The sequence below is a fragment of the Rhodococcus sp. AZ1 genome (genome assembly GCF_054979605.1).
In genome coordinates, this window is sequence record NZ_JBUEQF010000001.1 from 331,893 (window position 1) to 351,490 (window position 19,598).

Consider the following 19,598-nt stretch of genomic DNA (forward strand, 5'->3'; position numbering starts at 1 on the left):
CTGCCGGCGTAGCCGGGTCAGCTCGTCACGCTCAGCAGCGGTGAGCGGTTCATCACCCTCTCGCCGCGCTGCGTCCAGGCGTCTCCGCTCATCAGCGACCCAGCGGCCCAGCGGCCCACGTTGAGGCCCAGATCGCGTGCGACCTCGGCAATAGATCGGCCAGAATCGATCACTCGATGCGCAGCATCGACCTTGTACTCGGTCGTAAACGACCGACGCTTCCGCGACATGTGAACATCCTCCCAGCGGAACCGGCGATCCCGCTATCTCGGTGTCCACTACCCGGGGGAACCTCACCCGTAAACGACCGACGCTTCCGCGACATGTGAACATCCTCCCAGCGGAACCGGCGATCCTGATATCTCGGTGTCCACTACCCGGGGGGAACCTCAACGTCCACGGTCTCACACAGCCACTTCACCTCGAAGGTGTCACGGTGGGCGGCAACGAACTAGAAGCGGCTCACCAGCTCGTCTCGCCGGTGAAATCTTATGCCGCCGCCCGCAAATGTCACGCTCGGCCGACAACGTCTGTGCATCGGCCTCGAGCTCGGCAAGCCGTGCCCGCAACCGAGCCGCCTCGTCGAGGTGATCACCCACCGGCGCCGACCGCGACCGCCCACCACGCGTGGCGACCCCCGCGGCCTTGAGCAACGACGACAACGTGGCCTCCACGACACCGAGGTCAGCAGCGATCTTCGCCACCGTCGCCCCTCAGTCACGCGATACAACTCCACCGCATCCCGGCGGAACTCCTCCGAATAATGCTTCCTCGCCATGAGCTGATCATCTCGCTTCCCCCGGTCTCAGACCGAGATTGAAGCGTGTCCACACCCTGGAGGCAGGTCCCGTTCGAGCAGTGGAGCCGTACTCTATCTGCTGCGGGAGGCGACCTGAACGGTTATTTCCCATACTGCGTAGATGGCGAGGCCAATGCCAGCCAGAACCCACCAGGTGATGTCGGTTGCTGAACCCAGACCGACTGTGACAACCAGGATAATGAGGAATGTGATCGGCCAGGTGCGATTGCGGAGCCGACTCAAGAATCCAGACCGGGACTGGTCAGTATTCGGTATGGTCCGCATGGGATCAATTCGCATGAGCGTTCTCTCTCTGGGCCCGGGTAGTGGTGATTTTACGCGCAGTTTTCGTTTCCTACGCCGTTGAATCCTGTTCCTGTTGGGACGATTCGCAGCTGGTAGCACTGGCTGGGGTCGAACGGTCCAGGAACGAGAATCGCCTGGTAGACGTTGATCAGGTTGAGTCCGGCAACGGCGCAAGCGGTGGTGATGATACCGCTGGCGGGTGACGGGAGGCGGGCGGCAAAAGCGCATGTTCCAACCTGAGCGATGCCCCCCGCGGCGATGATGGCCCCGCGTGCTGCGTTCAGTTCCCATCCGCGGGCATTGAGGTATACGCCTGCACCGTAGGAGATGCGCGGATCTGCCACGACGTCGCCGACTGCGGTTGATCGATCGACCGTCTGGATCAGTCGGTCGCCGTCGAGAACGTAGGCAGTGGGTAGCGATTTGCCGGTCGAGTCCACTGCCCAGGGGGCGCTGATCTCGGCAAATTCGTCGACCACGGCGGTCCTTGCTCCTGGGATCAGGTGGCGGAAGGCCAGGCCCCCGGCGGGGGTGATTCTGGCTTCGAGGTTTTCGGGGAGCGTCAGAGTCCATGCGACGGCGTCGACGCCGTCGCCGAGCACGGCGGTGCCTGCTGCCTCCACACCTAAATGCAGGGTGCTGTAATTCGCGGTCACCGAGTCGCCAGATGTCGCTCTTTGGGTGGGCGCGGAGGCTTCGGGCGAGATCTGAACCGTCCCTGCCGACGTATCGACTCAGTCGGGCGGTAGTTCCGAGGGTGCACAATCACGAACCCGCGGCCGGAGAACGACAGGGTGAAGCGTTTCGAATGTCCCCGACGGGTCCATCTCGTTTGAGGGTCTTGTTGCCCCTGAGCTGGAGTAGATAGGACGATCACCGGCGACTACGTCTGTCGATGCGTACGCCGACTCCTGGTCGTCCACCAGTACCGCCGCGATTTCGCCCGCGGATACCTCGACACTCAACTCTCGAACCAGGATCCGTTCGGACCCGGCCTCCTGCTGACGGTGAGCGACGTCAGCCGACATCCTTGGGCTCGAGAAACTCGAGGCGGTTCCCGAGCAGATCAAAGGCGTAGAAGCGGTTGTGGCCCGGGAAGGTGTCGTCCCAGGTGACCTCGTGGCCGGTCGATTCGAGCCGGTCTGCCAGGTTTTTCAGGGATCGAACGAGGATGCCGGGGTGCGCCTTCTTGGCCGGCGAGAAGTCCTGCTCCACCCCGAGGTGAACTTCGAGACCGCCTCCGCGGAACCAACACCCACCTCGTGCGGCCAGCACGGGCGGCTTCTCGAGTTCGGTCATACCGAGTGCATCACCCCAGAACGCGCGGCATTTATCCTCGGCACCCTTCGGTATCGCCAGCTGGACGTGGTGTAGGCCCTCGAGCGCAAAATCGGCGCCGGCGCCAGTGGTCTGTTCGGTAGTCACGGTGTTTCCGTTCACTCGGGCAATTGGATGGGGTCGGCCACGAGCTTGTCGTGTTGGGCTGCCATACCGTCGCTGGTGACGGTATGGGACAACCTTCGTTCGCCGTCGAGTGCCCATGCCCGTCCGCGGATACCGATCCACTCGTCACGGAGTCGACTTCCTCGACGTCCTGGTCCGATCCGTCGTACGGTGTCCCCGGCACTTCTCGGTCCACCACCTCCCGCGCGCAAGGGGCATGTATGGCTCAGCTCGTCGAGTTCTCCAAACGCATCATCGAGGCGCGCCTGCAGAACAGTGCGATCCGTGCGCTCTCCGGGTCGATGGTCTCCTACCAGGGCGATGTGGCGTTCAAGTCGGCTGGATTCGGTGGCGGCGCAGGTGTTCTCGCCGGTCTGAAGCAGCGCGCGACGGGTGAGAGCCTGTCGCTGATGGAGTGCACCGGTACCGGGGCGGTGCACCTGGCCGTCGATGCCCAGTACGTGACGGTGCTCGAGTTGAACAACGAGCAGATGCAGGTCGAGTCGAATCAGTTGCTCGCCATGGCCGGGAACCTGCAGACCAACGTGACCTTCACCGGCGTGCGGGGCATGACCAGCGGGCAGGGGCTGTTCACCACCGTGGTCTCGGGTGTCGGGCAGGTGGCGCTGCTGTCGGCGGGGGGCCCGCTGATCCATCTGGCGGTGGCACCCGAACTGCCGCTGGTGGTCGACCCCGACGCCTTCGTGGCGGCGAAAGGTCAACTGCAGCAATCGTTCGTCACCGATGTCAGCTGGCGTGACGCCGTCGGCGCGGGCGGTGGTGAGGCGTTCTCCCTGCGGTGGCAGGGCCAGGGCGTGGTGTCGATCCAACCGGCGGAACGGTAGGGGCCATGGTTTTCGAGAAGGTCAACAGCAAGGTCGTCAAGGTCGACATCACCCGCGCCGGGGGAGTGATCGCCCGCAAGGGTTCGATGCTCTTCTACACCGGCCAGGTCATGTTCTCCCCGCACGGCGCGCCCGGTGCCGGAGGTCTGGGACTCGGCGGCGCGATGGGGCACATGGCCGGTCGGATGATCGCCGGCGAGCACGAGCGGATGATGCTCGCGCAGGGTCCCGGCGAGGTGCACTACGGGCACAAGGGGTTGGCGGTGCACGTGGTCGACATGCCGCAGGGCGGCACCGTCACCGCCGATGCCTCGCGCCTGCTGGGCCACACGGCGGGCCTGCAGTCCTCGACGGTGTCGATGCAGAGTCAGACCAGCGGCGGTGGCGGCGGATTGATGGGTGCCCTGCGCGGCGCGGCCACCGGCGTCCTCACCGGCAACGGTCTGATGACCACCCAGCTGCAGGGCATGGGGGCGGTGGTGCTGCTCGCGCACGGCGAGATCATGGAAGTCCGCGTCGGCGGTCACCCGGTGGTGGTGGACCCGCAAGCCTTCGTGGGTACGTGGGGCAACGTGCAGGTGCAGCTGAAGTCGGCGATGAGCTGGCGTGATGCCGTCGGGCGCGGATCGGGTGAGGCCATGCAACTGCACTGCGTCGGTGACGGCGTCGTCTTCGTCCAGGCCTCCGAGCAGAAGCTGTGAAGGGAACATCAGCATGAGCGTGGTCCACCACCCCGGCACCCTCGTCGGCCGCGACAATGTGCCCGACAACCCGTACGCCTACTACATCACTCTCGACAAGCCGTGGATCATGTCCAAGGGCGCGATGATCGCCTACTACGGGCAGATGCAGTTCCGCACCCTGATGCAGAGTTTCCGCGCGGGCGCGCTGGGTCACCTCGCCGGAACCATCAGTGCCCCGATGTACATGCACGGGTACGTCGTCGCCGAGGGCCAGGGGACGCTGATCATCGGCGACCGGGGTTACGACATCAATTCCTACGACCTCGACAACGGCAACCTGACGATCCGCGCGGCGAACCTGCTGGCGTTCGAGCCGGGGTTGCAGCTCAACCAGTCGATCGTGCCGGGTTTCCTGACGTTGCTGGGCACCGGCACGTTCCTGGCGTCGTCGAACGGCCCGGTGATGTTCGCCGAGCCGCCGCTGCGAGTGGACCCGCAGGCGCTGGTGGGGTGGGCGGACTGCCCGTCGCCGAGCCAGTACTACGACCAGGGCTGGATCACCGGGTTCATGGCCGCGGCCGGCGCCGCGTTCGGTGTGGCGTCGGGGGAGGAGCAGCAGTTCGACTTCACCGGGGCGGGCACGGTGCTCATCCAGTCCAGCGAGAAGGTGATCAACGACCACGATGTGGTGCGCACCATCGAGGCCCAGCTGCCCGGCCTGTCGACGGCGGGTGTGCAGACCATCCTCGCCCGCGCGCAGGCGCAGTTGGGTCAGCAGCGCTGACGTCGGTCGCAACTGAGGCCCGTTCGAGCAGCCTGCGTCGGATAGCTGTCCCCACACACTCAGGGCGTCAGGTGTTGACGATCTGACTGACGCGTTGGAACGTCACGCCGAGCAGGGTTCCGATGTCGCGGACAGGTACCTGGGCAGCGGCGAGCTCGCGGGCGAACGCGGCGGTATCCGCACGAACCTTCGCGTCCTCCGCCTCGATGCGTTCGCGGCGTGCCCGGATGTCGGCTACGCGGGCAGTGAGATCACCGTCTCCCGCGGCGAGGTGGACGTGCACGTCGACGGACACCTCGTCGAGCGCGGTACCGGTCTCGAGGGCCACCAGCTCGCGGGCTGCGGTGTCGACATCGCCGAGCCTGCGGGCCTGGGTGAGAGCGCCCAGTTCGGGTACCGCCACCATCCACCACTTGCCGTCGCGGGTCACCGACACCTCGTAGGTAGTGCTCACGCTCCTCGCGCCTCCTTCATGGCCTTGACGATGGTGCGGTACACACCCGGTGAGATGGTGCGGTGCCCGTCAGGAACGGTCACCCTCACCGACCCGTCGGCCGACGACCACATCGTGTGCGAGCCGACCGTGCGTAGCGGGGGGAAGCCCGCACTGCGAAGTTCTTTCAGGACTTTTCGAGTGGGTTGATCCGCGACCACCACTGTAGTCCAACCAACTGGACATTTTATAGTCAAGGACATTAGACAGAATGGGCGGACCGACAGGCAATTTGGCCAGATCGCCGCAGGTACCTACACTGTGAGGGTTGCCGCGGACCCGTCGTGCCTGCACGCGCGTCCGTGACACTCCACGAGTTTCCTGCCGTACCTCAGCTCGAAACACTTCTCAGTGCTCACCGGCCTCGTTCGGCGTGCATTGGGAGGAGCGCAACCCCTGACCGGCAACCGTCGGTCAGGTCATCACTTCGTCGTAGGCCCACGACGTGTCGCACGAGGCCCGCACCAGCGGGAACCGGTGTCGCGCGTGCTGCATGGGAACCGCGGCGAGAAGGGGCCATGAACTCTGTCATGACCATGACCGACCCGATCGCAGACTTCTTGACGCGTCTGCGCAACGCCAACTCGGCGTACCACGATCAGGTGTCCCTGCCGCACTCGAAGCTCAAGGCCAACATCGCCGAGATCCTCAAGCGTGAGGGCTACATCTCCGAATTCCGCACCGAGGACGCCGAGGTGGGCAAGACCCTCATCGTCGACCTCAAGTACGGGCCGTCCCGCGAGCGCAGCCTCGCCGGTGTCCGCCGGGTGTCCAAGCCCGGTCTGCGCGTCTACGCCAAGTCGACCAACCTTCCCAAGGTGCTCGGCGGCCTGGGCGTGGCCATCATTTCCACCTCGAGCGGACTGCTCACCGACCGTCAGGCCGCCCAGCAGGGCGTCGGCGGCGAAGTCCTCGCATACGTCTGGTAAGGGAGGCCACCACTCATGTCGCGTATCGGAAAGCTCCCCGTGCCGGTTCCCGCCGGCGTCGATGTCACCATCGACGGCCAGGACGTCACAGTCAAGGGACCCAAGGGCACCCTCAGCCTCACCGTGGCCGAGCCCATCGCCGTCGCCAAGGGCGACGACGGTTCCATCTCGGTCACCCGTCCGGACGACGAGCGGCGCAGCCGCTCGCTGCACGGGCTCACCCGCACCCTCATCGCCAACCTCGTCACCGGCGTCACCACCGGCTACACGACGAAGATGGAGATCCACGGCGTCGGCTACCGCGTGGCCCTCAAGGGCAGCGACCTCGAGTTCGCGCTCGGGTACAGCCACCCCGTGCCGATCACCGCTCCCGAGGGAATCACCTTCGCCGTCGAGACCCCCACCCGTTTCTCGGTGTCGGGCATCGACAAGCAGCAGGTGGGTCAGATCTCCGCCAACATCCGTCGTCTGCGCCGCCCCGACCCGTACAAGGGCAAGGGCGTTCGCTACGAGGGTGAGCAGATCCGCCGCAAGGTCGGAAAGACAGGTAAGTGATGAGCAACTCTGCAACCACCAACAAGCGAATCCCGCTGGGCAAGGACGTCTCCACGCGTCGGCGCCTGTCGAAGACCCGTCGCCACTTCCGCCTGCGCAAGAAGGTCTCCGGCACCGCCGAGCGGCCCCGCCTGGTGGTCAACCGTTCGTCGCGTCACCTGCACGCGCAGTTGATCGACGACCTGACCGGCCGCACCCTGGCCGCCGCGTCGTCCATCGAGGCCGACGTGCGTGCCGTGGACGGCGACAAGAAGGCCCGCGGCGCCAAGGTCGGTGCCCTCATCGCCGAGCGCGCCAAGGCCGCCGGCATCGAGGCCGCGGTGTTCGACCGCGGTGGCCACGACTACGCCGGACGCATCGCCGCTCTCGCCGATGCCGCACGTGAAGGTGGGTTGAAGTTCTGATGCTCACCACCGACAACATGATTCGTACGACTGGAAGGACAGCCTGATGCCGGGACGTCAACGGCGTGACGGCGGAAGTGGTCCCGCCGGACAGAATGGACCCAACACCGGTGGAGACAACCGCGGCGGCGACAACCGCGGCGGTCGCGATCGCCGCGACGGTGGCCGGGGCGGCAACGCCCCCGAGAAGAACAACCTCGAGCGCGTGGTCACCATCAACCGCGTCTCCAAGGTGGTCAAAGGTGGTCGACGCTTCAGCTTCACCGCACTCGTCGTCGTCGGTGACGGCAACGGTCTGGTGGGCGTCGGCTACGGCAAGGCCAAGGAAGTTCCCGCCGCCATCCAGAAGGGTGTCGAGGAGGCCCGCAAGGGCTTCTTCCGCGTCCCGCTGATCGGCAGCACCATCACCCACCCCGTTCAGGGTGAGGCCGCGGCCGGCGTGGTCATGCTCCGCCCGGCCAGCCCCGGTACCGGTGTGATCGCCGGTGGCGCGGTGCGTGCCGTGCTCGAATGTGCCGGTGTGCACGACATTCTCGCCAAGTCGCTCGGAAGCGACAACGCGATCAACGTCGTCCACGCCACCGTTGCAGCCCTGAAGTCGCTGCAGCGTCCGGAGGAAGTTGCCGCTCGTCGCGGTCTGCCGATCGAGGACGTCGCTCCCGCCGGCATGCTGCGCTCGCGCGCCCAGGCAGCAGTGGGGAGTGCAGCACATGGCTGAGCTGAAGGTGACCCAGATCAAGAGCACCATCGGTCAGAAGCAGAACCAGCGTGACAGCCTGCGCACGCTGGGTCTGAAGAAGATCCGCCAGACGGTGATTCGCCCGGACACCCCCGAGACCCGGGGTCTGATCAACGTGGTGCGCCACCTCGTCGTCGTTGAGGAGGTCAGCAAGTGACCATCAAGTTGCATCACCTTCGTCCCGCTCCCGGGTCGAAGAGCGCCAAGGTCCGCGTCGGACGCGGTGAGGGCGGTAAGCGCGGCAAGACCGCCGGACGCGGCACCAAGGGCACGGGCGCTCGCAAGAACGTCCCCGCCGGCTTCGAGGGTGGACAGATGCCGCTGCACATGCGGCTTCCCAAGCTGAAGGGCTTCACCAACCGCAACCGCGTGGAGTACCAGGTGGTGAACCTGGTCGACATCGAGCGGCTGTTCCCCACCGGTGGCGAGATCACCAAGGACGATCTCGTGGCCAAGGGTGCGGTGCGCAAGAACCGCCTCGTGAAGATCCTCGGCGACGGTGATCTGACGGTGAAGGTGTCCATCACCGCGGACAAGTTCACCGGCTCCGCCAAGGAGAAGATCAGCGCGGCAGGCGGGACAGCGACCGAGCTGTGACCGTCCCCGGCGTCGACATCACGTCCTGACAGCGATGGCCGCACCACGACCGATTGCGTCGCGGTGCGGCCATCGCTGATCGAGCCCGTGAAAGGGCTCACTGTCGCCGCTGTAGAGTTCGCCGTGGCGCCTCGCGCGCCCGCACCACCCGGTCACCACGTGGCCACCCGTTTTCCGTATCGCACATTTTCTTTCCAGGAGGATCCGTCTTGCTCTCCGCCGTCGTCTCGGCCTTCAGGACCCCGGACCTGAGGAAGAAGATTCTCTTCACCCTGGGCTTGATCGCCCTCTACCGCTTCGGCGCCACGCTGCCGTCGCCCGGTGTGAACTACGGGAACGTCCGTCAGTGCATCGACGAGGTCTCCGGTGGGTCGTCCGCCGGGATCTACTCGCTGATCAACCTGTTCTCCGGCGGGGCATTGCTGCAGCTGTCGGTGTTCGCGATCGGCATCATGCCGTACATCACGGCGTCGATCATCGTGCAGCTTCTCACCGTGGTGATCCCGCGCTTCGAGGAGCTGCGCAAGGAGGGCCAGTCCGGCCAGGCCAAGATGACCCAGTACACCCGCTACCTCTCGGTGGCGCTGGCGATCCTGCAGGGAACCGGTCTGGTGGCGCTGGCGTCGCAGGGCGGTCTGCTGCGCGGGTGCTCGGTGGAGATCATCCCCGACAAGTCCATCTTCGGGCTCGTGGTGATCGTGCTGGTGATGACCGCCGGTGCCGCCGTGGTGATGTGGTTCGGCGAGATCATCACCGAGCGCGGTGTCGGCAACGGCATGTCGCTGCTCATCTTCGCCGGTATCGCCTCGCGCATCCCGTCCGAGGGTAAGAACATTCTCGACAGCCGCGGTGGACTGGTGTTCGCCCTGGTGGTCGTGGCCGCGCTGGCCATCATCGCGGGCGTGGTGTTCGTCGAGCAGGGTCAGCGGCGCATCCCCGTGCAGTACGCCAAGCGCATGGTCGGTCGCAAGATGTACGGCGGTTCGTCGACCTATCTGCCGCTCAAGGTCAACCAGGCCGGCGTGATCCCGGTGATCTTCGCGTCGTCGCTGCTGTATCTGCCGAACCTGATCTCCCAGCTCACGGCGTCCAGTTCCAACGGCACCTCGTGGTGGCAGAAGATCCTCAACACGTATCTGGTGAACCCGGCCAACCCGGTGTACATCGCCATCTACTTCGGCTTGATCGTCTTCTTCACCTACTTCTACGTCGCGATCACCTTCAACCCCGAAGAGCGCGCCGACGAGATGAAGAAGTTCGGTGGCTTCATCCCGGGTATCCGGCCCGGCCGCCCCACTGCCGATTACCTCAATTTCGTTCTCAGCCGCATCACGCTGCCCGGCGCCATCTACCTCGGTGTCATCGCGGTGCTCCCGAACCTGTTCCTGGACATCGGTAACTCCGGTGGCGTGCAGAACCTGCCGTTCGGTGGCACAGCGGTGCTGATCATGGTGAGCGTGGGCCTGGACACGGTCAAGCAGATCGAGAGCCAGCTGATGCAGCGCAACTACGAAGGGTTCCTCAAGTGAGACTGGTCCTCCTCGGGCCGCCCGGTGCCGGCAAGGGCACGCAGGCCGCGCTCCTGTCGGAGAAGTTCGGCATCCCGCACGTGTCGACGGGTGATCTCTTCCGCGCCAACATCGGCCAGCAGACGCCGCTGGGTATCGAGGCGAAGAAGTACCTCGACGCCGGTGATCTCGTTCCGAGCGATCTGACCGTGGACATGGTGCGCAGCCGCCTCGCCGAGCCCGACGCCACCGGCGGGTTCATCCTCGACGGGTTTCCCCGCTCCACCGAGCAGGCCGACGCGCTGGTGCAGATCCTGGCCGAGTCGGGGCACTCCCTCGACGCCGTGGTGTCCTTCGTGATCGACGAGGACGTGGTGGTGGCGCGCATGCTCGCCCGCGGGCGTGCCGACGACACCGAGGCCGTGATCCGCAACCGCCTCAAGGTCTACCGCGACGAGACCGCGCCTCTGCTCGACTACTACGGCAGCCGCGACGCGCTGGTCACCGTGGCCGCCGACGGCGATGTCGACACCGTGAACGCGACGGTCGTCGCAGCCATCGGCGCGTCCTGACCGGTTCACGGCGATGATTCTCGGGCGCAAGAAGAAGATCGTTCCGTTCCACTCGAACGGCGAGCTCGATGCCATGGCCGAGGCCGGTGCGATCGTCGGGCGGGCGTTGGTGGCCGTTCGTGAGGCCGCCAAGCCGGGTGTGTCTACCCTCGAGCTCGATGCCGTCGCCGAGTCCGTGATTCGCGACGCCGGTGCCGTCCCGTCGTTCCTGGGGTACCACGGCTTCACCGGCAGCATCTGCAGCTCCGTGAACGACCGTGTGGTGCACGGCATTCCGAGTGCCACCGACATCCTCGCCGAGGGTGATCTGGTGTCGATCGACTGCGGTGCCATCTTCGACGGGTGGCACGGGGATTCGGCGTGGACGTTCGGAGTGGGTGAGCTGTCGGAGGCCGATCGGCAACTGTCCGAGGCCACGCGCCTGTCCATGGAGGCCGGCATCGCGGCGATGCTGCCGGGCAACCGCCTCACCGACGTCTCCCACGCCATCGAGCAGGGCACCCTCGCCGCCGCGCGCGAGCACGGCCGCGACTACGGCATCGTCGACGGTTACGGCGGGCACGGCATCGGCCGTCAGATGCACATGGAGCCGTTCCTGGCCAACGAGGGCGCCCCCGGTCGTGGGCCGGAGTTGGCCGTCGGGTCCACCCTGGCCATCGAGCCGATGCTCACCCTCGGCACCCGCGAGACCCGCATCCTCGACGACGACTGGACCGTGGTCACCGTCGACGGCTCGCGCGCCGCGCACTGGGAGCACACGGTGGCGGTCACCGCCGACGGCCCGCGCATCCTCACACCTCGCCCCTAGATCGGGCCCGGCGCGGTCCCGGCTCCGAAGGGGCTGCCGCCCAACGCTTCCCGGCCGTGCGCGGTGGTCCAGCCGGAGGTGTCCGGGCCCACCGGGACCACGCCGGTGGGATTGATGCCGGTGTGCACCTTGTAGTAGTGGTCCTTGATCTGCTGGAAATCGGTGGTGTCCCCGAAACCGGGGGTCTGGAACAGATCACGCGCGTACGCCCACAGCACCGGCATCTCGGTGAGCTTGCTGCGATTGCACTTGAAATGCCCGTGGTAGACCGCGTCGAAGCGCACGAGCGTGGTGAACAGCCGCACGTCCGCCTCGGTGATGGACTCGCCCACCAGGTAGCGCCGGTTCGTCAGGTGGTCGCCGAGCTGGTCCAGTCGGGCGAACAGGGCGTGGTAGGCCGACTCGTATGCCTGCTGGGAGGAGGCGAACCCGCAGCGGTACACGCCGTTGTTGACGTCGCGGAAGATGTCCGCGGCCACCGCGTCGATCTCCTCCCGCAGGGCGAGCGGGTACAGATCCGGTGCGCCGGGGCGGTGGAAGGCCGCCCACTCGGTGGAGAAGTCGAGGGTGATCTGCGGGTAGTCGTTAGTGACCACCGTGCCGGTGGTCACGTCGACGATCGCGGGCACGGTGATCCCGCGCGGGTACTGCGGGTCGCGCGCGAGGTAGGCGTCCTGGATGCGGGGGATACCCAGCACCGGGTCGAGCCCGCCGGGGTCGAGGTCGAAGGTCCAACTGCGCTCGTCATGGGTCGGCCCGCACACGCCCATGGAGATCGCGTCCTCGAGGCCGAGGAGGCGCCGGACGATGGTGGAGCGGTGGGCCCACGGGCACGCCCGCGCCACGACAAGGCGATACCGCCCCGCCTCGACGAGGAAGCCGGACGAGCCGTCGGCGGTGATGCGGGTGGTGATGTAGTTGCTGTCTCGGGTGAATTCGCCGCTCATGCTCCGCCTGGCCTCGTGAAGGTTCTCCGGGTACTTTCACAGAACAATTATCAGACACCAAGTCCGGCAGCTGAGGGGTTCGATCGCAGTGATCATTTTCGGTTCGCGCACCATGTCGAAGATCCTGGCGACATTGACGCTGGTGTGCGGCAACTGCCACAACCCGGCTGCTCACCACGTCGTTCAACGCTCGACGTGGTTCACGCTGTTCTTCCTGCCGATCTTCCCGGTGAGGTTCAAGCGCTACGTCACCTGCACGTTCTGCGGCGCGACGTCCACGGTGCCCAAGGAGTACGCCGAGCAACTCGCCGCGTCGGCCCCCCAGCAGGGATTCGCCCAGCAATACCCGGCCCCCGGTCAGCAGCAGTACCCAGGTCAGCAGCAGTACCCAGGTCAGCAGCAGTACCCAGGTCAGCAGCAGTACCCCTACAGCGGCTGACCCACCGCTCGCCCTGCCGGATCCCGGCCCGTGAGCTCATGTGTTAGCGAACGATAGGTCGATTCGCGGGGCTCAGTCGGGGCGGGCCGTGTCCGGGCGACCGCGCGCGTGAACTCGCAGCGCGACGGCGATCACCGCGGCCCCGGCCACCAGCTCGGCCACCAGTGCCACGACGGGTATGTAGAAGGTGATCCCGTCGGTGCGCAGCGCCCAGATCACGGCCGCGGCCAGAACGGTCAGAACCACCATCGGAACACCCAGCGCCACGATCGCCACCGCGCGGGTGCGGGTGGTGCTGGCGCCGTCGTCGCCGATCATCACCGATGTGAGGGCAATGAAGGGCAGCATCGGCAGCGGTAGTGCGGCCACCACGAAGAGGGCGATGGTCGCCACCAGATCGATCACAACGCATCCTCCTGCGAGAGCACCTCGACGCCGATCCGCAGACCCTGCTCCACGTATCCCAGGTGCGCGGCGAGCAGTCGGCCTGCCGAATTGTCCCGGTGGCACTGCCACTGTGGGATCAGGCCGGCGTCGAGAGCATCGTTGGTGGCCAGGCGGGCGGCCGTGGCCCCGAAGCGTGTGCGTCGCCGGTCGGTCACGGTGAGTGCGCCCACGTCGCCGAGCAGGCCCTGCCACTCGCGGTGACCGGCGGTCGCAGCGGGAACGGGCTCCCCGTCGGTGTCGTCGAGCACGGTGAACCAGGCGGTCCGGGCCGTCACCGCAGCTTCCGCGGCATCGTCGGGTGGCACTGCTGCCTCCACGGCCGCGGCGTGCGCACGATCGCGTGAGAGAAGCGGGTTGTCGCGGATGCCGGTGGTCAGGGCGGTGTCGTCGGCGTAGGCGAGGGTGATCTCGCCGCGGCAGCGCCCCGCTCGCACCCCGAGCGCGGCGCGCAGTCCGGCGCGGGTCGCCAGAACGTCGGTGGGGATGTCCGCGGCGAGCTCGAGCGCCCACTCGGGTCCGGCGATCATCGTGACGCCGTCGAGAACCACCACGTCCACGGCTGCGGCATCGTCGTCGACGGCCAGGAGGCGGGTTGCACCGTCACCGAACACGGCGTCGTCCGGCAGACCCAGTCGCCGAGACCAGGCGAGCCGGACGATGTCGAGTTGGTGCGAGTTCACTCCTCCACGCTAGGTCACGTGCGGGCGGGCGCCGGAAGAGCGTAGCGTTGCTCAGCATCCGTTTCGCCCGCGCAGGTCAGCACCGAAGGAACCGACGATGAACGCTCACCCCGCCGCGCCGGGCAAACAGGACATCAATCCCTGGGTGGCCCTGGCGACGCTGTGCCTGGGGTTCTTCATGATCCTGCTCGACACCACGATCGTCGCCGTGGCGCAGCCCGCCATCCTGACCGCGCTGAACACCTCGATCGACAACGTCATCTGGGTCACCAGCGCCTACCTGCTCGCCTACGCGGTTCCCCTGTTGGTGACCGGTCGACTCGGCGACAGGTACGGCCCGAAGAACCTCTACATTGTCGGTCTGGCCGTGTTCACCGCCGCATCGCTGTGGTGCGCGTTGTCGGGGACCATCGAGATGCTGATCGCGGCGCGCGTGGTGCAGGGCCTGGGCGCGGCGATGATCACCCCGCAGACGATGGCCGTGATCACCCGCATCTTCCCCGCGGACAAGCGCGGCACCGCGATGGGCCTGTGGGGGGCGGTGGCCGGTGTCGCGAGCCTGGTGGGTCCGCTGGTCGGCGGCGTGCTCGTCGACAACCTCGGCTGGGAATGGATCTTCCTGATCAACGTGCCCGTCGGCGCCGTGGCGATCGCACTCGCGGTCCGGTTCGTGCCCGCTCTGCCCACCAACGAGCACACCTTCGACATGCTCGGCGTGGCCCTGAGCGCAGTGGGGTTGTTCCTCCTGGTCTTCGGCATCCAGGAGGGCCAGCGCTACGACTGGAACGGCTGGGTGATCACCTCCATCGTTCTCGGACTGGTGACGATCGCCGCGTTCGTGCGCTGGCAGGCGCTGAACACCCGTGAGCCGCTGATGCCGCTGGCACTGTTCCGCGACCGTAACTTCGCCATCTCGAACTTCGCGATCGGCACGATGGGTTTCGCGATGTCGGGTCTGATGCTGCCGATGATGTTCTTCCTGCAGAGCGCAACGGGGCTCTCCCCGACGAGGGCGGCGCTGGTCTCGGCGCCCATGGCCGTGTTCACCGGTGTGTTGGCCCCGGCCGTCGGCAAGCAGGTCGACAAGGCCCACCCCCGCTACATAGCCGGGACGGGATTGTTCCTGTTGGCGATCTCGCTGGTGTGGCTGGTGCAGGTGATGACACCCACCGCCCCGATCTGGCAACTACTGCTGCCCATCTCGGCGATGGGTGTGGCCAACGCGCTGATCTGGGCGCCCCTCGCGGCGACGGCGACGCGCAACCTGCCGCACTCGCGCGCCGGTGCGGGCGCGGGCGTGTACAACACCATTCGGATGTTCGGCTCGGTGCTCGGCGCCGCGGGGGTGGGGGTGCTGATGCAGAACCGCCTCGAGGCGGCGCTGCCGGGCGCCGGTTCCGGCGGCGTGGGCAACGGAGTCGTACCGGCGCCCGTGGCGGGGGACTTCTCGCGGGCGCTGGGCGAGTCGATGTACCTGCCGGCGATCGTGGTGGTTCTCGGTGGCATCGCCTGCCTGTTCTATGCCCGTCCCGCCTTCGGGGGCCCGGCGGCCGCCGCTCCCGTCGAACCCCCCGTCGCGGCCGCGAAGGAGACCATCGCCTGATGCGGCTCGCGGTGGTGGGCGGCACGGGCGCCGTGGGATCCCTCGTGGTCGACGCGGCGCGGGCCGCGGGCATCGACACGGTGGTGCTGGCCCGGTCGACGGGAGTGGACCTGCTCACCGGTCACGGGCTCGACGAGGCCCTGTCCGGGTGCACCACCGTGATCGACACCTGTCACAAGCAGACCCTCACGACCCGCCCGGCGGTCACCTTCTTCACCCGGGCGGCGTCCGCGCTCGTCGCCGCCGCCCAGCGAGCGGGGATCGAGCACCTGGTGACGCTGTCCGTGGTGGGTTCCGACATCGTCGACTTCGGCCACTACCTCGGCAAACGCGCCCAGGAGGCCGTGGTCACGGCCGGGGGCGTGCCATGGACCATCGTCCGCAGCACCCAGTTCTTCGAGTTCCCCGACGCCCTGGCCTACGGCCCGCTGCTGCCCGTACCGCCGATGCTCTCGCGGCCCGTCGCCGCCCGCGACGCCGCCCAGTACCTGCTCACCGTGGCCCGCGGACCTGCGCTGCGCCGGGCAGTGGAACTCGCCGGACCCCGCGAGGAGCAGATGGTGGACATCGCCCGCCGCACCGCCACGGCTCGGGGTGTGCGGCGGTGGGTTGTCCCGGTGCCCATCCCCGGCGCCGTCGGCCGAGCCATGGCCACGGGTGCGTTGCTCCCGCGCGGTGAGTTCACCCAGACCACCGAGACCTTCGATCAGTTCCTCACCCGCGTGGCAAGGTAGGGCACATGAGCACCCGACCCACACGGCTCGAGCGGTTCACCACCGATCTCGGCGCCGAGGTGGCCGTCCTGACCTTCTCCGACGGCAACCTCAACCTCTTCGATCGCGCGATGCTGGACTCGGTGGCGGCTCACGTCGCCGAACTCACCGCCGCCCCGCCTCGCGCAGTGCTGCTGCGGGCGGAGGGCAAGGTCAACTCGGGCGGCGTCGACGTCCACGTCTTCCACGGGTTGACCCCCGCGCAGGGCGAGCAGATGTGGGCCGACCTCTTCGAGCGCATCGCGCACCCACTCGAGGCCATGCCGTGCCCGGTGATCTACGCCAGCCACGGCCTCACCCTCACTGCGGCCCTCGAAATTGCGCTGAGCTGCGACATCATCCTCGCCTCCCCGCGCGCGAAGTTCGGGTTGGTGGAGATCGTGGTGGGGCTGACACCGTCGATGGGTGGCCCGCAGCGCATGGCCGAGCGCGCCGGTTCCGGACGCGCGCGCGAATTCGTCATGACGGGCGATCTCTACGACGCACAGACCATGCTGGACTGGGGCGTGGTCAACGCCGTGCACGACGACGTCGATGCCGCCGCCCGCGCTCTCGCCTCGCGCCTGGCCGATGGCCCCACCCGCGCGCACGCGGCCACCAAGGAGATCATCGCTGCCTGGCGATCGGGCGGTGTGGCCCACGCGGACCAGATCACCCCGCGCGTCTCCGGTGCACTCTTCGCCACCGAGGACCTCATCGGGGGCGTGCAGAGCTTCCTCGACAACGGCCCCGGCAAGGCGCGCTACAGCGGTAGGTGAAAGACCGGGGCAGGTGACGAGCCGGGCGGTCGAGTGCGGCTCAGCCGTCGACTCGAACGGTGGTGATCGCGTAGCCGGTGGCCCCGTCGGGAACGGTGTCGGCGAGGTCCGCAGTCTGCACCGCGCCGGTGGCGTCGGTGGCCCGCGCCTCGATGGTGTGCTCGCCCGCCGTCGCCTCCCACGGCAGCGTCCACTGCCGCCAGGTGTCGCGGGAGTACTCCACCGAGAGCGTGGCCGCCTGCCACGCACCGCCGTCGATACGCACCTCCACCGCGGAGATCCCGGTGTGCTGAGCCCACGCCACCCCGGCGATGGCGACCGACCCGGCCCGCACCCGCCCGCTGCGTGGTGTGTCGATGCGTGTGGCGGTCTTGATCGGGCCCTTCTCCGACCATCCCCGATCGGTCCAGTAGGCGGTGGCTTTCGAGAACTGCGTGATCTCGATGTCGGTGACCCACTTTGTGGCCGAGACGTATCCGTAGAGCCCCGGCACCACCATCCGCACCGGGTACCCGTGCTCGACGGGTAGGGGTTGGCCGTTCATGGCGACCGCGAGGATCGCGTCGCGCCCGTCGGTGAGCACGTCGAGCGGGGTGCCGGCGGTGAAGGCGTCGCGGCTGCGGGAGAGGGCCATGTCGGCTCCGGGCAGGGGTTGGACCTCGGCGAGGATGTCCTTGATGGGGTACCCGGTCCACATGGCGTTGCCCACCAGGTCACCGCCGATCTCGTTCGAGACGCAGGTGAGGGTGATCATGCGCTCGATCGCGCCGCGCTGCACCAGGTCCGCCCAGGTCAGCGTCATCTCGTTCGCCACCATCCCGTGGATGCGCAGGCTCCACTCGGTGGCGGTCAGGCGCACCGGGGTCAGCGCGGTGTCGATACGGTAGAAGTCGTCGTTGGCGGTGACGTAGGAGGCCAGGCCGGGGACGCCGAGGTTGGCGCCGGGCGGAACCGGTGGCGCAGGCGAGACCGGGGTGGGGACGGTGAACGCGGCCCGGTCGGCTGCGACGTCACGGATGCTCGACCCGAGTGTCCACCCACCCGCTGCCGCAGCTCCGGCCGCCACCACCCCCGAGCCGGCGAGGGTGAGGAAGCGGCGCCGATCGATGTCGCCGGTCACCGGTGTCGGTTCCAGACGCCGAATCAGCATGCGCAGCATAAGAATTCCCGCGCCCACACCCAGCACCGTCGGAAGCGGAGCGATGGCGGAAGCGTCGACCCGGGTGCTCGCGGAGATCACCCCGATCACGCCCAGGACACCGAACAGCACCGAGCCGACGGGCCTGCGTATGCGTTCGAGGATTCCCGCGCCGGCTGTCAGCGCCGCGATCACCAGACCCATCCCGACGAACAGTGCGGTCTTGTCGGCGGTGCCGAATGTGTCGATGGCCCACTCGCGAATGGGTGTGGGAACCGCGTCGACCACCGCCGAGCCGACGGCGAACCACGGTGAGGTCTCGGGCCCGATCACCCCGGAGGCCAGCTGGCCGACTCCCAGCACGACGCCGGCGGAGACGACGCCCGCCAGCGCGCGGGCAGCGGTGGAAGACTCGGTCACCACATCCACGATAGGCGGCATCGGCCGGTGCGCGGTTACAGTTGCTGCCCATGCCCACTCCCGACGCGCAGCGGCTACTCGACGGCACGGCGGGTATGAGCACACCGGTCCTCGCGCTCGACCGCGTCGCACTGCTCGCCCGACTCGATCAGTTGTGGCGCCGCAGCCTCGGCACCCCGATGCGGGTGGATGTCTCCGCCGCCGGTACCGCTGCCGTTCGCGACGAGATTCTCGCGCACACATCGGGCCTGTTCTCCTGTGCCGCAACGACATCGGCGGCCGACGCCATCGCCGTGGCGCGGGCGGGCGTCGAGGATGTCCTCGTCACCGAACCGAGCATGGACGTCGCCGCGATCACCGAGGTGCTCACCGACCGGATTCTCTCGGGTCGGGTGACGTTCACGGTGGAGCATCCTGAGCATCTGTCGCTCCTGCGCAGCGTCGGCACCCTGGCGCCGCGGGTGTGCCTGGCTGTCGACGTGGGCCCGGTGGCCCGGCGGGGGCGACTGCGCGACCCTCGCCAGGTTGCGGGCTTCGCTCAGCGCGCTCGACGGCTCGGGTGCCGGCCGCGTTCGCTTCTGCTCGTCGACACCGCCGCCGAGCGGATCGCCCACGGCCCCGGTGTTCGCGGGTGGGTGCGCTCACGCGTCGTCGGCGCGTCGGCGCTGCGCCGACGGGCAGTGCTCGACGCCGTCGTCGACGCCGTGGGCGAGCCGGAGTTCGTGTGCGCGCCGGGCGGTCACGCGTTCGCCGAGTCCGCAGCCGACCCCGCCGTCACCCAGGTTCTCGTCGGCGCCGACGACGTTGCCCCGCTCGCGCTGATCACGACGGTGACGCGGGCGGGTGATCGTCGGGGCTCGATCGGGGACCGGGTTGTGCAGGTCCCGGCCCCGACCACCGCGGGCCTGCCGGTGTTGGTGGTGTAGCT

General features: G+C 67.7%; 26 protein-coding genes. 17 read left to right on the forward strand and 9 right to left on the reverse strand.

Going from position 1 to position 19,598, the window contains the following annotated elements; genetic code table 11:
• Positions 1-17: 17 nt before the first annotated feature.
• The 3 genes from ACY48E_RS01525 to ACY48E_RS01535 all read right to left on the reverse strand — a co-directional run bounded on the left by ACY48E_RS01525 (position 18) and on the right by ACY48E_RS01535 (position 2,530).
• The gene (locus tag ACY48E_RS01525) at positions 18-230 is read right to left on the reverse strand and encodes a transposase (protein ID WP_462870280.1); all 213 of its coding nucleotides are present in this window, start codon (positions 228-230) and stop codon (positions 18-20) included.
• Positions 231-1,134: 904 nt separating this feature from the next.
• On the reverse strand, positions 1,135-1,761 hold the full coding sequence (locus tag ACY48E_RS01530) for a hypothetical protein (protein ID WP_462870281.1): 627 nt from the start codon (positions 1,759-1,761) through the stop codon (positions 1,135-1,137).
• Positions 1,762-2,122: 361 nt separating this feature from the next.
• Entirely contained in the window at positions 2,123-2,530 is a 408-nt protein-coding gene (locus ACY48E_RS01535) for a VOC family protein (protein ID WP_462870282.1), read from the reverse strand.
• Positions 2,531-2,769: 239 nt separating this feature from the next.
• Here ACY48E_RS01535 and ACY48E_RS01540 point away from each other — a divergent pair, with 239 nt between their 5' ends.
• Genes ACY48E_RS01540 through ACY48E_RS01550 form a run of 3 tightly spaced genes read left to right on the forward strand, consistent with a single transcriptional unit; the run spans position 2,770 to position 4,860 of the window.
• Positions 2,770-3,393, forward strand: coding sequence for an AIM24 family protein (locus ACY48E_RS01540; protein ID WP_462870283.1), 624 nt, complete (start codon positions 2,770-2,772; stop codon positions 3,391-3,393).
• Positions 3,394-3,398: 5 nt separating this feature from the next.
• Positions 3,399-4,094, forward strand: coding sequence for an AIM24 family protein (locus tag ACY48E_RS01545; protein WP_462870284.1), 696 nt, complete (start codon positions 3,399-3,401; stop codon positions 4,092-4,094).
• 13 nt (positions 4,095-4,107) lie between these two features.
• On the forward strand, positions 4,108-4,860 hold the full coding sequence (locus ACY48E_RS01550) for an AIM24 family protein (RefSeq protein ID WP_462870285.1): 753 nt from the start codon (positions 4,108-4,110) through the stop codon (positions 4,858-4,860).
• Between the two features lie 67 nt (positions 4,861-4,927).
• On the opposite strand, the gene ACY48E_RS01555 is transcribed toward ACY48E_RS01550, so the two are convergent.
• Positions 4,928-5,314 carry a HicB family toxin-antitoxin system gene (locus ACY48E_RS01555; RefSeq protein WP_462870286.1) on the reverse strand — a complete coding sequence of 129 codons (387 nt, stop codon included), beginning with the start codon at positions 5,312-5,314 and terminating at the stop codon, positions 4,928-4,930.
• A complete protein-coding gene (locus ACY48E_RS01560; RefSeq protein WP_462870287.1) occupies positions 5,311-5,556 on the reverse strand; it encodes a type II toxin-antitoxin system HicA family toxin in 246 nt (81 codons plus the stop codon). Before ACY48E_RS01560 ends, ACY48E_RS01555 begins: the two co-directional genes overlap by 4 nt.
• Before the next feature lie 327 nt (positions 5,557-5,883).
• Between ACY48E_RS01560 and rpsH the strand changes: the two genes are divergently transcribed.
• The 9 genes from rpsH (at position 5,884) to map (ending at position 11,465) form a co-directional block, all read left to right on the forward strand.
• Positions 5,884-6,282, forward strand: a complete 399-nt coding sequence (gene rpsH / locus ACY48E_RS01565) for a 30S ribosomal protein S8 (protein ID WP_462870498.1) — start codon at positions 5,884-5,886, stop codon at positions 6,280-6,282.
• 15 nt (positions 6,283-6,297) lie between these two features.
• The gene (gene rplF / locus ACY48E_RS01570; RefSeq protein WP_462870288.1) at positions 6,298-6,837 is read left to right on the forward strand and encodes a 50S ribosomal protein L6; all 540 of its coding nucleotides are present in this window, start codon (positions 6,298-6,300) and stop codon (positions 6,835-6,837) included.
• Positions 6,837-7,241: a 50S ribosomal protein L18 gene (rplR, locus tag ACY48E_RS01575; RefSeq protein WP_462870289.1), complete on the forward strand. Its 405-nt coding sequence runs from the start codon at positions 6,837-6,839 to the stop codon at positions 7,239-7,241. The genes rplF and rplR overlap by 1 nt, the downstream gene beginning before the upstream one ends.
• A 46-nt stretch (positions 7,242-7,287) precedes the next feature.
• On the forward strand, positions 7,288-7,959 hold the full coding sequence (gene rpsE / locus ACY48E_RS01580; RefSeq protein WP_462870290.1) for a 30S ribosomal protein S5: 672 nt from the start codon (positions 7,288-7,290) through the stop codon (positions 7,957-7,959).
• Complete coding sequence (rpmD, locus tag ACY48E_RS01585) at positions 7,952-8,137, forward strand: 50S ribosomal protein L30 (RefSeq protein ID WP_462870291.1); 186 nt, start codon at positions 7,952-7,954, stop codon at positions 8,135-8,137. Before rpsE ends, rpmD begins: the two co-directional genes overlap by 8 nt.
• Positions 8,134-8,577, forward strand: a complete 444-nt coding sequence (rplO, locus tag ACY48E_RS01590) for a 50S ribosomal protein L15 (protein ID WP_462870292.1) — start codon at positions 8,134-8,136, stop codon at positions 8,575-8,577. Before rpmD ends, rplO begins: the two co-directional genes overlap by 4 nt.
• A gap of 209 nt (positions 8,578-8,786) precedes the next feature.
• Positions 8,787-10,106: a preprotein translocase subunit SecY gene (gene secY, locus ACY48E_RS01595; RefSeq protein WP_462870293.1), complete on the forward strand. Its 1,320-nt coding sequence runs from the start codon at positions 8,787-8,789 to the stop codon at positions 10,104-10,106.
• Entirely contained in the window at positions 10,103-10,657 is a 555-nt protein-coding gene (locus tag ACY48E_RS01600) for an adenylate kinase (RefSeq protein WP_462870294.1), read from the forward strand. Before secY ends, ACY48E_RS01600 begins: the two co-directional genes overlap by 4 nt.
• A 13-nt stretch (positions 10,658-10,670) precedes the next feature.
• Positions 10,671-11,465 (forward strand): type I methionyl aminopeptidase, encoded by a 795-nt coding sequence (map, locus tag ACY48E_RS01605; protein WP_462870295.1) that lies wholly within the window; start codon positions 10,671-10,673, stop codon positions 11,463-11,465.
• Here map and ACY48E_RS01610 read toward each other — a convergent pair.
• Positions 11,462-12,412, reverse strand: a complete 951-nt coding sequence (locus tag ACY48E_RS01610; protein ID WP_462870296.1) for a glutathione S-transferase family protein — start codon at positions 12,410-12,412, stop codon at positions 11,462-11,464. The two genes, map and ACY48E_RS01610, sit on opposite strands and share 4 nt — an antisense overlap.
• Before the next feature lie 88 nt (positions 12,413-12,500).
• Between ACY48E_RS01610 and ACY48E_RS01615 the strand changes: the two genes are divergently transcribed.
• On the forward strand, positions 12,501-12,851 hold the full coding sequence (locus tag ACY48E_RS01615) for a zinc-ribbon domain-containing protein (RefSeq protein ID WP_462870297.1): 351 nt from the start codon (positions 12,501-12,503) through the stop codon (positions 12,849-12,851).
• 72 nt (positions 12,852-12,923) lie between these two features.
• Here the strand turns inward: ACY48E_RS01615 and ACY48E_RS01620 are convergent, their stop codons facing one another.
• Together ACY48E_RS01620 and ACY48E_RS01625 are read right to left on the reverse strand one after the other, a co-directional pair.
• A complete protein-coding gene (locus ACY48E_RS01620; RefSeq protein ID WP_462870298.1) occupies positions 12,924-13,256 on the reverse strand; it encodes a hypothetical protein in 333 nt (110 codons plus the stop codon).
• Positions 13,253-13,978 carry a GNAT family N-acetyltransferase gene (locus ACY48E_RS01625; protein WP_462870299.1) on the reverse strand — a complete coding sequence of 242 codons (726 nt, stop codon included), beginning with the start codon at positions 13,976-13,978 and terminating at the stop codon, positions 13,253-13,255. The genes ACY48E_RS01620 and ACY48E_RS01625 overlap by 4 nt, the downstream gene beginning before the upstream one ends.
• Before the next feature lie 97 nt (positions 13,979-14,075).
• Between ACY48E_RS01625 and ACY48E_RS01630 the strand changes: the two genes are divergently transcribed.
• From ACY48E_RS01630 to ACY48E_RS01640, 3 genes are read left to right on the forward strand one after another with little or no spacing between them, the layout of a single operon-like run.
• The gene (locus tag ACY48E_RS01630) at positions 14,076-15,581 is read left to right on the forward strand and encodes a DHA2 family efflux MFS transporter permease subunit (RefSeq protein ID WP_462870300.1); all 1,506 of its coding nucleotides are present in this window, start codon (positions 14,076-14,078) and stop codon (positions 15,579-15,581) included.
• Positions 15,581-16,315 (forward strand): SDR family oxidoreductase, encoded by a 735-nt coding sequence (locus ACY48E_RS01635; RefSeq protein WP_462870301.1) that lies wholly within the window; start codon positions 15,581-15,583, stop codon positions 16,313-16,315. Before ACY48E_RS01630 ends, ACY48E_RS01635 begins: the two co-directional genes overlap by 1 nt.
• A gap of 5 nt (positions 16,316-16,320) precedes the next feature.
• Positions 16,321-17,112, forward strand: coding sequence for an enoyl-CoA hydratase/isomerase family protein (locus ACY48E_RS01640; RefSeq protein ID WP_462870302.1), 792 nt, complete (start codon positions 16,321-16,323; stop codon positions 17,110-17,112).
• 40 nt (positions 17,113-17,152) lie between these two features.
• Here the strand turns inward: ACY48E_RS01640 and ACY48E_RS01645 are convergent, their stop codons facing one another.
• Complete coding sequence (locus ACY48E_RS01645) at positions 17,153-18,670, reverse strand: molybdopterin-dependent oxidoreductase (RefSeq protein WP_462870303.1); 1,518 nt, start codon at positions 18,668-18,670, stop codon at positions 17,153-17,155.
• Positions 18,671-18,720: 50 nt separating this feature from the next.
• Between ACY48E_RS01645 and ACY48E_RS01650 the strand changes: the two genes are divergently transcribed.
• Entirely contained in the window at positions 18,721-19,596 is an 876-nt protein-coding gene (locus tag ACY48E_RS01650) for a type III PLP-dependent enzyme domain-containing protein (protein WP_462870304.1), read from the forward strand.
• Positions 19,597-19,598 lie beyond the last annotated feature (2 nt).

Excerpts from the sequence above, each read along its gene's own strand:
- ACY48E_RS01525 (WP_462870280.1), bottom strand. The coding sequence starts at position 230 with ATGTCGCGGAAGCGTCGGTCGTTTACGACCGAGTACAAGGTCGATGCT.
- ACY48E_RS01540 (WP_462870283.1), top strand. The coding sequence starts at position 2,770 with ATGGCTCAGCTCGTCGAGTTCTCCAAACGCATCATCGAGGCGCGCCTG.
- ACY48E_RS01545 (WP_462870284.1), top strand. The coding sequence starts at position 3,399 with ATGGTTTTCGAGAAGGTCAACAGCAAGGTCGTCAAGGTCGACATCACC.
- ACY48E_RS01550 (WP_462870285.1), top strand. The coding sequence starts at position 4,108 with ATGAGCGTGGTCCACCACCCCGGCACCCTCGTCGGCCGCGACAATGTG.
- ACY48E_RS01560 (WP_462870287.1), bottom strand. The coding sequence starts at position 5,556 with ATGTCCTTGACTATAAAATGTCCAGTTGGTTGGACTACAGTGGTGGTC.
- rpsH (WP_462870498.1), top strand. The coding sequence starts at position 5,884 with ATGACCATGACCGACCCGATCGCAGACTTCTTGACGCGTCTGCGCAAC.
- rplF (WP_462870288.1), top strand. The coding sequence starts at position 6,298 with ATGTCGCGTATCGGAAAGCTCCCCGTGCCGGTTCCCGCCGGCGTCGAT.
- rplR (WP_462870289.1), top strand. The coding sequence starts at position 6,837 with ATGAGCAACTCTGCAACCACCAACAAGCGAATCCCGCTGGGCAAGGAC.
- rpsE (WP_462870290.1), top strand. The coding sequence starts at position 7,288 with ATGCCGGGACGTCAACGGCGTGACGGCGGAAGTGGTCCCGCCGGACAG.
- rpmD (WP_462870291.1), top strand. The coding sequence starts at position 7,952 with ATGGCTGAGCTGAAGGTGACCCAGATCAAGAGCACCATCGGTCAGAAG.
- map (WP_462870295.1), top strand. The coding sequence starts at position 10,671 with ATGATTCTCGGGCGCAAGAAGAAGATCGTTCCGTTCCACTCGAACGGC.
- ACY48E_RS01610 (WP_462870296.1), bottom strand. The coding sequence starts at position 12,412 with ATGAGCGGCGAATTCACCCGAGACAGCAACTACATCACCACCCGCATC.
- ACY48E_RS01630 (WP_462870300.1), top strand. The coding sequence starts at position 14,076 with ATGAACGCTCACCCCGCCGCGCCGGGCAAACAGGACATCAATCCCTGG.
- ACY48E_RS01635 (WP_462870301.1), top strand. The coding sequence starts at position 15,581 with ATGCGGCTCGCGGTGGTGGGCGGCACGGGCGCCGTGGGATCCCTCGTG.
- ACY48E_RS01640 (WP_462870302.1), top strand. The coding sequence starts at position 16,321 with ATGAGCACCCGACCCACACGGCTCGAGCGGTTCACCACCGATCTCGGC.
- ACY48E_RS01650 (WP_462870304.1), top strand. The coding sequence starts at position 18,721 with ATGCCCACTCCCGACGCGCAGCGGCTACTCGACGGCACGGCGGGTATG.